Source organism: Alexandriicola marinus (genome assembly GCF_004000435.1).
GTDB lineage: Bacteria > Pseudomonadota > Alphaproteobacteria > Rhodobacterales > Rhodobacteraceae > Alexandriicola > Alexandriicola marinus.
The window spans coordinates 58,065-71,862 of sequence record NZ_RBVZ01000001.1 but is presented as its reverse complement, the minus strand read 5'-3'; the positions used below and the strand labels follow the sequence as shown (position 1 = coordinate 71,862).

Below are 13,798 nucleotides of genomic sequence, written 5' to 3'. Positions count from 1 at the left end.
ATGCCACACAAGACCTTCCTGTCCTTCATATGGCCGTCGCTTGTGGCGATGCTGCTGTTCATCGCCCTGCCAATCGTGTCGGTCGGGTTCCAGTCGCTTTATGTCGAACATGAGCAAGTCCTCGTCGTGGGCGAGACTTGCGGACCCTTCGGCTGCACCGAGGAAGTCAGCGTCGATGCGGCGGCAATGGCCGCCTTGCGCGCCGAACAACCCGCAGGCCAGTTCAACGGCCTTGGCACCTATACCAACGCAAGCCACCTTGCGACGGACGAAATCGCCGAGATCTTTGCGACCTCCGAGAACTTTTCGGAGATCCGCAACCGGATCATGAACCTGCCCTTCTACAAGGCCCTGATCTTCACGCTGTCCTATACCTTCATCGTGACGCCGCTGGTCATCATCCTCGGCTTCATCATCGCTGTCGCCGTGAACGCGGTCCCTGCGATGCTCAAGGGGCCGGTGATCTTCTTCTCGCTCATCCCGATGCTTGTGACCCCGCTTGTCGGCTCGCTGGTGCTATTCTGGATGATCGACAGTCGTGGGATCATCGGGGCTGCCTTGCAGTCGATCTTCGGCGATCCGTCCCTGTCTCTCAAGGCGTCGCCGACCCTCACGTGGATTACGCTGTTCGTCTATGGCGTCTGGCATTCCGCCCCCTTCGCCTTTGTCGTCTTCTACGCGGGCCTTCAGACCGTTCCCCGCGACACGATGGAAAGCGCGATGGTGGACGGGGCAAACCGTTGGGAACGCATTCGGTTCGTCACGATCCCCTACCTGATGCCGCTGGCGACCTTCATCGCGCTGATGCAGTTGATGGACAACTTCCGCGTCTTCGAACCCATCATCGGGTTTTCGGCAGCGGCCAGCGCGACATCGCTCAGCTACCTGATCTACAACGACCTGCGCGCAGCTGAATCCCCGCTGTTCGGTTCGGCGGCCGCCACATCCATGCTGACCATCATCGGCGTCATCATCCTGTTGCTGCCCGTCCTTCGCCAGAACTGGCGCGAATTCAACCGCAAGACTTGAGGGAGGCGGCAAGATGTCCAATCCAGCCGAAACAAAGCCACTGCCGATAAAGGTCATCACGATCTCGGTCGTTCTGATCTGGCTGTTCCTTGCCGCCTTCCCGTTCCTCTGGACGATGTGGGGCAGCTTCAAGGTCGAGGGTGATTTCTTCAGCCGCGCCAACTGGTTCAACGCCATCACAGGCCCCGTGACCGAGCGCCAGCACGGCAGCCCTTTCACGCTCGCCGGCTATGAAGGCGCATGGATCGAGCAGGAGTTCTGGAAGGCCGTCATCAACACGGCGATCGTCACCGTCTTCGTCGTCATCATCTCTTTGACACTGGGGACGCTGGGCGGCTATGCGCTGGCCCGCTCCGGGTTCAAATACACGTTCTGGCTGCTCATGGCGGCATTGGTGTTCCGCGCCATGCCGCATGTGACGCTGGTATCGGGATATCTGCTGCCGTTCTTCCAGCTCAATATCTGGGGCTATCTGCCGACGACCATCATCGTTCTCGTGGCGATCAACCAGCCGTTCACCCTGTGGATGTTGCACAGCTTCTTCCTGTCGATCCCGAAGGATCTGGACGAGGCCGCAATGGTGGACGGATGCACTCGTTTTCAGGCGTTTCGCCTCGCCATCATCCCCGTGATGTGGCCGGGCGTCATCACCACCGGGCTGTTCAGTTTCCTGCTGGCCTATAACGACTTCACGGTGACGTCGATGCTGCTGTCTCAGGAAAACCAGACGATGATCCCGCAGATCAACGCGTTCCTCGGCTCGACCCAGGAAGAGGGCAAGGTCATGTATGCCGTTGCCGCCGTTGTCTCGGCGATCATTCCGCTCTTCGTTCTCATTCTCTTCTTCCAGCGCCAGATCGTCTCGGGTCTGACCGCCGGGGCCGTCAAAGGATAAAGGAGGCTACCTCTTGGCCAGACTGCGACTCAAGAACGTCAACAAGCGCTGGGGCAGCTTTGTGGGTGTCGACAATTTCGACCTCGATATCGCCGATCAGGAATTTTTGGTCCTGCTCGGGCCCTCGGGCTGCGGCAAATCCACGACCATGCGGATGATTGCAGGGCTCGAGGACGTGACCGAAGGGGAGATCCTGTTCGACGACACCGTCGTCAACGACATGGACCCGAAAGACCGCGATATCTCGATGGTGTTCCAGTCCTACGGTCTTTACCCGAACCTCTCGGTCTACGAGAACATCCGCTTCCCGCTGCGCGTGCGCAAGATCCCCAAGGAAAAGCACGACGAGATGGTGATGGAAGCCGTCCGGATGACCGAGCTTGAGGATTACATACATCGCCGCCCCGCCGAACTCTCTGGCGGCCAACGTCAGCGGGTGGCACTTGGCCGGGCGATTGTCCGGCGCCCGAACATCTTCCTGATGGATGAACCGCTGTCCAACCTTGATGCCAAGTTGCGGGTGTCGACCCGCGCGCAGATCAAGAACCTGCAATCCAAGCTCAAGATCACGACGGTCTATGTGACCCACGACCAGATCGAGGCGATGACCCTTGCCGATCGCGTGGTTGTCATGAACGCCGGCAAGATCCAGCAGGTCGGCACCCCCACGGACATCTATGACAACCCGGCCAATGTCTTTGTCGCCAGCTTCATCGGCTCACCAGCCATGAACCTTGTCCAAGGCACGCTCGAGAACGGCGTCTTCGAAGCCGAAGGGATCCGGGTCGAGGGCCTGCCGTTGGCGGTGTCGGGCAATGTCACGCTGGGTTTTCGTGCCGAAGACGCCGAAATCGTCGAAGGCCCCGCCCAGATTTCCTCGCCTGTCTATTCGATCGAACTGCTGGGTGAGGCGTCAATGATCACATGGCGTCTGGCCGGATCGCTGGTCTCGATCAAGACCCACAAGGAATACCGCGCCGATATCGGGGCGGTGGTGAATGCCGCTGTTCCGGCATCGATCTGCCACCTTTTCGATACGGCCTCTGGCGAGCGGATTGCACACGGATGACCCCGCAGGAACAAGCCGATGCGACCCGGGACGTCATCCTGCGGACAGGGGATGGGCCGAGCGCACACTCCTGCCCGACAGATGATCGTTCCCACTCCGATTTCCAGTTGATGTTTAGCCAGAACAGCGGCGCCAGACACGGAGGCTGCCACGATGGACGGTGAATACGGGTCACGTCCTTGCCTGTTGAAAGGCGTCGCAGAGGACGCCGCAGAATAACCGCACAAGGCTCTATCCGGGACCTTTCAGGCAGGTAGAGCGTTCCAGAATGAATGGCCGCCGAAAGAAATGTCGATAGACCTGCCACACACTCCGTCCTGTCGCCTCGACACCAAACGCGCGCGCGTTGCCCGCGCCTCGTGCGGGATCGGTCCGGGCTGTGCGGTGGCAGGCCCGAACATGCGCCTTTGCGGCGGGTGGACGGCCAGCTGATGCACAATACACAGGTCACATCCAAACAGGTCGCGGCGCGCGCCGGTGTCAGTCAATCGGCCGTCAGCCGCGTCTTTACCCCCGGCGCAAGCGCCAGCCGCCAGACCCGGGAAAAAGTGCTGCGGGCGGCGGCAGAGCTCGGCTATCGCCCCAATCGTGTCGCACGGGCCATGATCACAGGCCGCAGCCGGATCATCGGTATCGTCGTCGCCTACTTCGACAACCAGTTCTATCCCGATGCGATCCAGCGCTTGTCTGTGGCACTGCAGGAACAGAACTACCACGCGCTTGTTTTCATGGCGACGCCGACAATCGGTGACATCGAGGACGTGATGAAGGAAGTCATCGATTATCAGGTCGATGGTATCATCCTTGCCTCGGTTTCGATGTCTTCCCAGCTGGCGCAGCGCTGCGCCGATCACGGCATTCCCGTCGTGCTCTTCAACCGCGAGCAGGAAGCCGATCGCCTGTGCTCGGTCGTAACCGACAACTACCGCGGCGGTCAGGTCGCGGCGCAGCACTTGCTGGGCTGTGGCTACAGGCGGATCGGGTATGTTGCAGGTTTCGAAGGAGCCTCGACCCAGCGCCAGCGCGAAGCGGGATTCCTCAATGCACTGGACGAGGCCGGAACGGCCCTCGTCGCGCGTGAGGTCGGCGGGTTTGAATACGCCCTATCCCGGACCGCCGCCCTTGAGATGTTTGCCGGCCCCGACAGGCCCGAAGCGGCCTTCGTCGCGAACGATCACATGGCTTTTGCGGTCATGGATGCCCTGCGCTACAAGCTCGGCCTTTCCATTCCGGGTGACGTGGGCATCGTCGGATTCGATGACGTGTCCATCGCCGCATGGCCTGCCTATGACCTGACCAGCTATCGCCAGCCGATCAACCGCATGGTGGAGCGCACCGTCAGCAGCATGATGGCGCGCATCGAAAACAACGACATTCCGCCCGAACGGATCGTCATCGATGGCGAACTGATCGTGCGCGGCACGACGCGGGCAGTCGCGGAGACATGACCTTGCGCCCCATCATCCCCAATCGCCGCGCCCTGCCGGATGACACCATCGGCATCAGCCCCGCGGAGCGGCGCGGATGGGGGCTGCGTCGGGACATTCGACGTAACGACGACATCGCGATCTGGAAGCAGATGGCACGTAATGGAAGAAGAAAATGAGCCGTTTCAAGGACCTGCCTGACTATATCCTCGGCGTGACCTACGAGATCTGGGAGGGGCGACAAATCGACAGCCTCCGCCGATCCTATGGGCCGGACACGATCATGCGTTCGTCGCAGGGGCTGATCCTCGGCACGTCTGGAGTGATCAAGGATACGCTCGCCTCTCAAGCGGCTTTTCCGGACCGCGAGATCCTCGGCGATGATGTGATCTGGTGTGGCAACGAAGAGGATGGCTACCTCTCGTCGCATCGGTCGATCATCACCGGAACCCATACCGGGCACGGCGTATTCGGCGCGCCAACCGGCAGACAGGTCACCGTGCGCTGCATCGCCGATTGCTTTGTCGAGAACGAAGTAATCACGGATGAATGGCTCTGCTACGACTTCGCGTCGATGGTCCAACAGCTCGGCCATACCCCCGAAGCCTGGGCCCGCGCCATGCTGGAGCGTGAAGGCGATGATCCGATCCGTCCCTTCACCCCGGATCAGGACCGGCCCGGGCCCTATCTGGGCACCGGGAACGACCATGCCCTTGGCGACAGACTCGCCGGGATCCTGACCAGCATCATGGATTATGACATCGCCGTCATCCGGCGCGAGTATGATCGGGCGGTCGGCTATTATCATGCCGGCGGCGTGACAGGCTGGGGCTATCCCGCGCTTGAGGCAGAGTGGATGCAGCTGCGCACGGCCTTCCCCGATGCGACCTTCGTCGTGCAGCACAAGATCGGCCGTGACGACAAGGGCGAACCGGATCGTGCCGCGGTTCGGTGGTCGCTGGACGGCCACCACACGGGCCACGGCAAGTTCGGCCCACCGACCGGCGCCCCCGTTCACATCATGGGTTTCACGCATGCCGAATTCGGGCGCAATGGCCTGCGCCGGGAATGGAGCATCTGGGACGATGTCGCGATCTGGAAGCAGATCCTGATGCACGGGGAAAAATGATGCGCAAGGACGGGCACGCGAGACCAGAACACTTTGCGCAATGTGCCGAAATCTCGGCATTTCGGACTATCAGAAAGTAAAGAAATGACACCACAAGACATGGAATCCCGCATCGTTCGCTATGGCGACCTGCAACCCTGCAAGACGGCCTTCATCGACGCGCACACACCGGGCAGCGACCGGAAGGAAAACTTCACCATCATCGGCGGCGGCGTTTCGGAATCTCCGGACCAGCACGTGCACATCAGCATCCCGCATGGCTTCAACATCGGCGCCGCGGGCCAGCCGCCACGCGTGACCAACTCCTTGCATGACCACCACACGGCCGAGGCGTTCTTCGTCCTCTCCGGAAAATGGCGGTTCTTCTGGGGACGCTGGGGCGACGCGGGCGAAGTGACGCTGGAAGAAGGCGACATCTTCAACATTCCCACAGGCATTTTCCGCGGATTTGAAAATATCGGCACCGACTACGGGATGATCATGGCGATCCTCGGCGGCGACGATGCCGGCGGCGGGGTCATGTGGGCCCCTCAGGTGATCGAAAATGCTGCGGAACACGGTTTGATCCTTGGCGAAAACGGCAAGCTTTACGACACCAAGCGCCAGCAGAAATTGCCCGAGGGCGTGAACCCGATGCCCTTGATGAGCACCGAGGAACTGGCCAAGCGGCCGGAACCGACAACCGCCGAGGTGCTGCCCAATCATGTCGCCCGCTATTGGGACCTCGTGGCCCTCGCTGACCGCAAACCCGTGCAGGTCATCGGAGAGCGCGGCGTCTTGCGTGACAAGCCGGGGTTCGAGGTGGATTTCATCACGCGCGGCTCCGCCACGGAGGCCAGGAACAGCGCAAGCTTTCCCACTGTGCTGATGCCCATGCGCGGCCATTGGAGGGTGACGTGGGACGGTGGCGCCGCAACGCTGGCCCCCGGCGACACCATGTCCGTGCCCGAAAACCTTGCCCATTCCGTCGTTCCCTCGATGACCGGCGAGGCAAGCCTTTACCGCGTGGTGGCGACAGGTGATCCCGCAGGAAAGACCTGGCAAGGCTGATATCCGCAGCCGGCGGGAACATCCCGTCGGCTCCCCCTTCCGGACCAAGATCCAAACTATCCGCAGCGAAAGGCTCACCATGTCGAAAATAGCAACCACACACGTCGGCTCCCTGCCCCGCAGCCAAGAGGTCGTGGATTTCATCTTCGCCCGCGAACGCGGCGAGGCGTATGAGCCTGCCGCATTCGACATGGCCATGACCAAGGCGGTGTCGGAGACTGTTGCAAAGCAAAAGGCTGCCGGCATTGATATCGTCTCCGACGGCGAAACCTCCAAGATCAGCTACGCCACCTATGTCAAGGATCGCTACACCGGCTTTGACGGCGACAGCCCGCGCAACGCCCCGGCCGATCTCAAGAAATTTCCCAGCTTTCTCAAGCGTCTGGCAGATGGCGGCGGCACCCCCCAATATGCGCGCCCCATGTGCGTCGGAGCCGTGAAATCGAAGGGACAGGGCGAGCTTGAGAAGGATATCGCCAACCTCAAGGCGGCCATGGCCGAACACGGTGTCGACCGCGGTTTCATGAACGCGGCCTCGCCGGGCGTGATCTCCTTGTTCCTACAGAATGATTTCTACGCGACCCGCGATGAATATCTTGCCGCCCTGGCCGATGCGATGCGCGACGAATACCGGACGATCGTGGACAGCGGGCTCGATCTGCAACTCGACTGCCCCGACCTGGCCCTGTCCCGGCATATGCTGTTCAACGACCTGTCCGATGCCGAGTTCCTCAAGATCGCGGCGTCCCATGTGGAGGCTCTCAATCACGCGCTCGACGGGATCGATCCGGCGCGCGTCCGGGTGCATATCTGCTGGGGCAACTACGAAGGACCGCACATCTGCGACATCCCGATGTCAAAGATGTTCGATACGCTGATGGCGACGGCCGCGAATTACGTCCTGTTCGAAACCTCCAACCCGCGGCATGGCCATGAATGGGCCGTTTTCCGCGATCGCAAGTCCGACATCCCCGAGGACAAGATCCTCGTGCCCGGCGTCGTCGATACGACGACGAATTTTGTCGAGCACCCCGATCTGGTGGCACAGCGCATCGCCCGCTTCGTCGAGATCGTCGGCCCTGATCGCGTCATAGCCGGGTCGGACTGCGGCTTTGGCACCTTTGCGGGCTTCGGCGCGGTCGACCCTGAGATCGCCTACGCCAAACTCGCCGCTCTTGTGCAGGGTGCGGCGCAAATCTCGTGACGTCGCCGCTGATCTATCTGCCCGGAATGATGTGTGATGACCGGCTTTTTGCACCGCAAGTCCGTGACTTGGGTGGATCGGTCCTGCCCATTACGTCGGCTGACACCGTCGCGGACCTAGCCGCCGCCGTGCTCGCGGCGGCGCCACCGCGGTTTGCTCTGGCCGGGTTGTCGATGGGGGGTATCGTGGCGATGGAGGTGGTGCGCCAATCCACGGATCGGGTTACGCATCTGGCACTTCTCGACACGAATCCGCTCGCCGAAGACGAAGGCGTCAAGGCGCACCGCGCACGACAAATGGCAAGCGCACGCGCCGGGCAGCTTGAACAGGTCATGCGCGCAGAAATGAAGCCGAGATACCTTGTTGCGGGTCCGAACCGAGCGGGGATCCTTGACCTTTGCATGGATATGGCGCTGACGCTTGGGCCGGATGTGTTCATCCGTCAGTCACGCGCTTTGCGGGATCGCCCCGATCAATGCGATACATTGCGCGCGTTTTCAGGACCCGCCCTGGTGCTGTGCGGACGCAATGATACGCTCTGCCCTCTGTCGCGCCACGAACTGATGCGTGATCTCCTTCCGAACGCGACGCTCGAAATCATGGAACACGCCGGCCACCTGCCCACACTCGAACAATCCGCCGCCACCAACGCCGCGCTGTCACGCTGGCTCGAGAAGCCGACCTCATGAAACCGCCACGTCTCCGGCGTCCGATGTTCGTTTACAGAGTTGGCCTTTGCAGCGCGATTGGGGGCGCGGTTTCGACAGTTCCCCGCGCGGCAACAGGCTGATCAACGAACCGCCGGGCGACACGATCGGCTAAGCCTGCTCATCCCGGACCACGGGGAAGCGCAGACGGGACGGCGCCAGCCGCAGCTATCGGGCATGGCGCACGGGCGCATAAGGGCCACGCTAGCTGGGTTCAAGATCATTGTCAGAAGGCTCTCCAAACGGCAAACTGGGCTATTAGAAAATCATTTTTGAAATGCTGTTTAGGGAGAATGTCATGAGACGTCTGAAGGCCATTCTGCTCGCCATGTCGCTCGTCGCCGCGAGCCCTGCTTCAGCCCAGAACATTGTCGAATTCTACCAGACGTGGATCGGTCCGGCGGACTACTTCAATTCCTCTGGCGCGCGGCTGAGTGATCCGTGCGCAATCGTGCGGCAGGAACGGGCGAACTACCATCGTTTCGGCATTCGCCAACCCGGTGACGAAAGCGACTCGCTCTTCGGGAACCCCGGCAACCGCGCCTGGATGGATGGTAAATGCCGGTTCCGCTCCAGCGGCGGTTGGGTTCTCGACCATTTGCGCAGGGGTGAACCCGTCTACATTCGCGTCCACGTCATCGGCAGCGGCGGCCGTTTGAGCCATCTGGAGATCATGGAAGGTGCGGGGTAATCCGCAAATCCACGACCAGCCAAAGACCGGGCTGCGCGATGCCCTCGAGTGGCTATCCTCGGCTCAATTGCCCGGAACGCGCGATGCCGCATCCGCGAGATCGGACACCGCGCCGGAGAATGCCTCGAAGAAGGAGGCTCCGGCCGTGGCTCCCGAAAGCGGGTTGAAGATCGTGCTTTCGACGCCGAGCGCATTGGTCGCATCAATCGCTGCCGCAGGAGGTTCGCTTTCCCAGATCAGGATACGCGCCCCGGTGTCCTCGATCAGCGCCTCGAGATCGGCGAGATCTTCGTCTCCGGGCATGGCGCCAGCGTCCCATTCGAGCGACGCGACGGAGAGGCCGTAGGCACGCGCCAGATATTGATAGCGGGGGTGGGTCGCGATCATCGCGATCCCCTGCGCGGGTGCGAGCGCGTCGCGCGCCTCGGCGTCAAGCTCCATCAGTTCGGCGCGAAGACTCTCGAGGCGGGCCTCGACGTCATCGGCGGGCGCCAGCCCCCGTGTGGCAACCGCCCCGGCGATGGCCTCTGCCTGCGCAGCCGCCAGCGTCGGGTCGAGCCACAGGTAAGAGGCTGTCCCTTCGTGCGAATGCTCGCCCCCGTCGCCATGGCTGTGTGTGATGCTCTGGGTCGCAATGAAACTGCCTTCGATCGCGGCGCTCGTGTTGACGATGCGCGCACGGGGCAGCGAGACGCGGTCGACCCATGTCGCGAAACCGGCGCCGTTCAGAAGGATCAGGTCGGCGGACTGGATCATGCTGATGTCCGAGATGGACGGTCGCCAGAACGACGGATCGACATCTTCGGGCACGGGAAAGACAACCTCCGCCGCATCGCCCAACAGCTGCTCGGCCAAAAATTTCAGGGGATAATTGACCGTCACGACGACCGGCCTTTCCTGCGCGGCGGCGCCAAGCGGCATCAACATGAGGCACCCGGCCAAAATAGTCTTGTGAAACCGTGCCACGATCAGCTCCCGCAATTGCGCGCAATGTCTTCGGGCGTCACGATCCAGTAATTGTCGTGATTGCCGGTATCGACCTCGATCACGAGGCCCCCGGAATGATCGACGCTGTCGAGCGGGATCTCCACGGTGCCGTCTTCACCGATATCGAGGGTCGTCTGAAGGACGTTGTCGCCATCAAGCACCCGCACATCCGCCAGCTGGACCGGGTTTCCGTTCGAGAATTTTGCCTCGACCAAAACCGTTTCGCAATCCACCGACGCGAATACGATCAGCTGGTGTGCCGCCGCCCCGATCGGAGCGGCGGTCACGACAGCGGCAAGAGCGAACGCTCGGATCACTGGCCCGTCCAGTCTTCGAAATGCACCCAGATCACGGCGCCCAGTTCGACGGCCTTGTCCTCGCCATCCTGCGGAAGCGTGTAATCGGCGGTATTGAGCGCGGCAAAGCCCCACCAGCCATCGGACGGCGGCGCATAGGTGAACACGCCGTTCTGGTCGGCCTTGACGGTCTGGGTGATCATCAACTCGTCCGGAACGGTTGCGCCCGCGCCATCGTTGAAGAATTCCACCTCGACCTCGGCATAGGGGACGGGCTCGCCGTCCATCTTGACGATCCCCTGAAAGACGTTGTGTTCCCAAAGGCCGAAGGGCTTGGAAAGCGGGACTATCTCGGTCTTGAGGCCCAGTTCGGTGTCCCAGCCGTCGTCATCGCCATAGGCCGTCACGTAGGTCTTTGTATAATGGATGATGAAGGCGTCCTCGGCAGGTTCCCAATAAGGCTGCGGCTCCATCGCGAAGACATATGTGCCGGGGCGGTCCAGCGGGTAATCGAGCGTATAGCCCTGATCGTCCATGATCGTCGCATCCTGCAGATCGCCAAGCAGATCCGTCGTCGTTCCCTCATGGGTGACCGAGAAGGACACAGGTCGATCCAGCATCATGCCGTCCATCTCGAAGGGATGCGAAAACGACATGGTCAACGCAACGCTTCGTCCGTCTTCCTGGCTTATCATCGGGTCGTTCGGGATGATCATACCGTAATGCGCCAGCGCGGGCGCAGCTCCGATCAATCCGGCAAGGCTCGCAACGATGAAATGACGTTTCATGGGACCTCCTGTCCTATTAAGCACCAAGGGCGAGCATCCAACCAACCCAGGCTTCCGCGTTCCGGGCCGTCACGACGGCGCCGACAGCGGCGATACCCCCCGACAATAACAATAGCGTAACTGTCTCCGCCGCCAAGAGGCGCAGGACCATGCCGCGTCGTGCGCCGAGTTTGACAGCCGTCGCGATCTCGCGCGCGCGGAGGCGGTAACTCAGGAAAACGGCAAGCCCGATCGCGGCAAAGGCGGCAATGGCGATGATCGCGGTGACCCCGTCAAGAAGGGCCTTGATCCGGAAGATCCGGTCCACAAGGCCCCGGATCACGCCCGCCGGTTCAATCAACTGGGACGGACCTTCGGTATCGAGGTAGCGGCCCTTGAGGATCGTCGCAGACCGCGTGTCATTCGGCACGATGATGACGGCCGACGCCGGGAAATCGTCCTGGCTTCCATGGAAATGAAAGCTTTCTATATTGTCGGGCGTGATCCGCTGGTACTGGACGACGGCCGCATTGGCGAGCGCGTCGGTTCCGGCCGCGATGTCGGCGGCTGTGACGACATCTTCATGCCCGTGACCGATGCCCTGGATCACCCAGGCCGTCTTGATATCAACAAAAACCGCCTGATCATCGGGGGTGTTCGTCTGCTCCAGAACGCCCACGATCGGCATCTCGAGAGGGTAGACCCCGTCAAGATCGAACAGGTTTTCCGGCGAGGACACGAGGCTGTCTCCGACACCCTTGCCCAGCGCCTCGGCCACGTCCGCGCCGATCACCGCATCGCCCAGAACCGACAGGCCACGCCCGTCCGCGATGGTCAGATCGCGAAAATCGAAATAGTCGAGCGTGGTGCCAACGATCCGGAACCCGGACGACGCAAACGCCGTGTGAACCGGGATCGGGATGCCAAGCCCGCTGTTCCAGATGGTCTCGACCTCGCGCATTTCCACCGGGTCCGGCCGTTCGTCGGAAAAATACAGCGCCGCCATCGTCAGATCGAGCTGCGACCCCCGGCTCCCCAACAGAAGAGGTGTCGCCTCCCCCCGGGCCACCAGCGCGCGTTCGCTTGTCGACAGGAGGGTCTGTGTCGCCACCGGCACGAAAAGGATCAGCGCAGTGACGAGAACCAGCACAAGGCTGCGGCCCCAGTGATAGCGCAGGTAGGCGAAGGCAAGGAACAGCGCATTCATGCCGCATCCACCTCGCGGAACTGCGCGAAATCGACGATGCGCCCGAACCGCGGGAGCAGTTCGTGATCATGTGTCACCGCCAGAACAGAGGCGCCGGCATCGGCCGCGCGTTCAAAAAGCAGGTCGAGGATACGTGCCTTGCTATCGGGATCGAGATTGCCCGTGGCCTCATCCGACAGGATCAGCCTCGGCTTAGTGACCAGCGCCCGACAGATCGCCACGCGCTGTTGTTCCCCCTGGCTCAGTTCGGACGGGTGACGATCCAGCTTGTCGCCGATCCCGCAGGCCACGGCGAGGGTCTCGGCCCTGTCGCGCGCTTCGGCATCAAGGATCAGGGCCGGCGTGATGCGATAGGGATAAAGGATGTTCTGCCGTGCGGGCAGATAATCGAGCAAGGCGAAATCCTGAAAGACAAAGCCGATCCGGCTTGCCCTGAATTTCCGACGCTCGGCATCGGCAAGGTTCGAGACTTCGGTGCCAGCAACCTCGATCCGCCCCTGATCGGGCGTCAGAATGCCCGCGATCAGGTTGAGAAGCGTGGTCTTCCCACTGCCGCTGGGGCCGACAATTGCCACGCGCTCGCCGTCCTGCAACGTGAAATCCGGAACGCGGAGTCGGAAGCCGCCCGCGCCATAGCCGAATGTGAGTTCTTCGATCCTGACCATCAGTTCGTCTGCGGTGCGAGGAAGGTTTGTCCCGCCTCTTCTCTGCTGACGTCAGTTAATTCGAAATCCGTGATCCGCCAGGCCCCCTCGACGGGGGATACCGCCAGATTGGCGCTGTAGGTATTGCCGCGCACATGAAGATGCTCGGCATGTCCGACAGTTCCGATCACCTGCCAGGACGCGTCGATCAACAGGCCGTCTTCCGCGCGCTCCACCCGCGTGTTCAACAACTTGATTTCGTGGATCGTCTGATCCGCCTCCTCGAGCCCGCCTCCGGCCATGGCGCCCACCCGTTCAAGGTAGAGGTATTCCAGCGCCTCACCATGCGTCACGTCGGCCAGCGTGTCATAGATCGCGTCTTCTTCGGTCTTTCCGAAGGCATCATAGACGACAAGCAGTAATGCCGGGGTTAGGCGCCAGAATTCCGTCCGCGCATCCTCGATCGTCAGGGGATCAAGCCCGGGCGCCGTAAACGCCTCGGTCTCCGAGATCCGCTCCCGGTCAGGAAGCATGACGATTGCCAGAATCGCGGCGATGCCTGCCAAAGCGGCAACAGCAATCATCAATCTGCGCGGCATGTCGGACGATCCGGTTCAATCACAAGGGTGGACGAAACCTGTTCGAGATCGCCGGAGAGTGCAAGCCGATGCCGTGCCGGATCCATGCGAACCGGCA

16 protein-coding genes are annotated in these 13,798 nt (G+C 61.7%); 10 read left to right on the top strand and 6 right to left on the bottom strand.

Annotation, left to right across the window (positions count from 1 at the left end; all coding sequences use genetic code 11):
* From EP376_RS00345 to EP376_RS00300, 10 genes are all read left to right on the top strand, one after another.
* Positions 1-1,029 (top strand): carbohydrate ABC transporter permease, encoded by a 1,029-nt coding sequence (locus EP376_RS00345; RefSeq protein WP_127653555.1) that lies wholly within the window; start codon positions 1-3, stop codon positions 1,027-1,029.
* A 13-nt stretch (positions 1,030-1,042) separates the two neighbouring features.
* Positions 1,043-1,924 (top strand): carbohydrate ABC transporter permease, encoded by an 882-nt coding sequence (locus EP376_RS00340; RefSeq protein ID WP_127653554.1) that lies wholly within the window; start codon positions 1,043-1,045, stop codon positions 1,922-1,924.
* A gap of 13 nt (positions 1,925-1,937) precedes the next feature.
* On the top strand, positions 1,938-2,993 hold the full coding sequence (locus EP376_RS00335) for an ABC transporter ATP-binding protein (RefSeq protein ID WP_127653553.1): 1,056 nt from the start codon (positions 1,938-1,940) through the stop codon (positions 2,991-2,993).
* 431 nt (positions 2,994-3,424) lie between these two features.
* Positions 3,425-4,441, top strand: coding sequence for a LacI family DNA-binding transcriptional regulator (locus tag EP376_RS00325; RefSeq protein WP_127653552.1), 1,017 nt, complete (start codon positions 3,425-3,427; stop codon positions 4,439-4,441).
* 2 nt (positions 4,442-4,443) lie between these two features.
* Positions 4,444-4,599, top strand: coding sequence for a hypothetical protein (locus EP376_RS22880; RefSeq protein ID WP_164744827.1), 156 nt, complete (start codon positions 4,444-4,446; stop codon positions 4,597-4,599).
* A complete protein-coding gene (locus tag EP376_RS00320) occupies positions 4,596-5,549 on the top strand; it encodes an ester cyclase (RefSeq protein WP_127653551.1) in 954 nt (317 codons plus the stop codon). The genes EP376_RS22880 and EP376_RS00320 overlap by 4 nt, the downstream gene beginning before the upstream one ends.
* Positions 5,550-5,633: 84 nt before the next feature.
* A complete protein-coding gene (locus EP376_RS00315; protein ID WP_127653550.1) occupies positions 5,634-6,599 on the top strand; it encodes a cupin domain-containing protein in 966 nt (321 codons plus the stop codon).
* A gap of 79 nt (positions 6,600-6,678) precedes the next feature.
* On the top strand, positions 6,679-7,803 hold the full coding sequence (locus EP376_RS00310) for a cobalamin-independent methionine synthase II family protein (protein WP_127653549.1): 1,125 nt from the start codon (positions 6,679-6,681) through the stop codon (positions 7,801-7,803).
* A 29-nt stretch (positions 7,804-7,832) separates the two neighbouring features.
* The gene (locus tag EP376_RS00305) at positions 7,833-8,492 is read left to right on the top strand and encodes an alpha/beta fold hydrolase (protein ID WP_127654678.1); all 660 of its coding nucleotides are present in this window, start codon (positions 7,833-7,835) and stop codon (positions 8,490-8,492) included.
* Between the two features lie 316 nt (positions 8,493-8,808).
* On the top strand, positions 8,809-9,201 hold the full coding sequence (locus EP376_RS00300) for a hypothetical protein (RefSeq protein ID WP_127653548.1): 393 nt from the start codon (positions 8,809-8,811) through the stop codon (positions 9,199-9,201).
* Between the two features lie 63 nt (positions 9,202-9,264).
* On the opposite strand, the gene EP376_RS00295 is transcribed toward EP376_RS00300, so the two are convergent.
* From EP376_RS00295 to EP376_RS00270, 6 genes are read right to left on the bottom strand one after another with little or no spacing between them, the layout of a single operon-like run.
* On the bottom strand, positions 9,265-10,128 hold the full coding sequence (locus tag EP376_RS00295; RefSeq protein WP_127653547.1) for a metal ABC transporter substrate-binding protein: 864 nt from the start codon (positions 10,126-10,128) through the stop codon (positions 9,265-9,267).
* A 41-nt stretch (positions 10,129-10,169) separates the two neighbouring features.
* Entirely contained in the window at positions 10,170-10,505 is a 336-nt protein-coding gene (locus EP376_RS00290; protein WP_127653546.1) for a hypothetical protein, read from the bottom strand.
* Positions 10,502-11,272, bottom strand: a complete 771-nt coding sequence (locus tag EP376_RS00285; RefSeq protein WP_127653545.1) for a DUF4198 domain-containing protein — start codon at positions 11,270-11,272, stop codon at positions 10,502-10,504. Before EP376_RS00285 ends, EP376_RS00290 begins: the two co-directional genes overlap by 4 nt.
* Before the next feature lie 16 nt (positions 11,273-11,288).
* Positions 11,289-12,458, bottom strand: coding sequence for an ABC transporter permease (locus EP376_RS00280; RefSeq protein ID WP_127653544.1), 1,170 nt, complete (start codon positions 12,456-12,458; stop codon positions 11,289-11,291).
* The gene (locus EP376_RS00275) at positions 12,455-13,123 is read right to left on the bottom strand and encodes an ABC transporter ATP-binding protein (RefSeq protein ID WP_127653543.1); all 669 of its coding nucleotides are present in this window, start codon (positions 13,121-13,123) and stop codon (positions 12,455-12,457) included. The genes EP376_RS00280 and EP376_RS00275 overlap by 4 nt, the downstream gene beginning before the upstream one ends.
* Positions 13,123-13,701, bottom strand: a complete 579-nt coding sequence (locus tag EP376_RS00270) for a hypothetical protein (RefSeq protein ID WP_127653542.1) — start codon at positions 13,699-13,701, stop codon at positions 13,123-13,125. The genes EP376_RS00275 and EP376_RS00270 overlap by 1 nt, the downstream gene beginning before the upstream one ends.
* Positions 13,702-13,798: the final 97 nt, after the last annotated feature.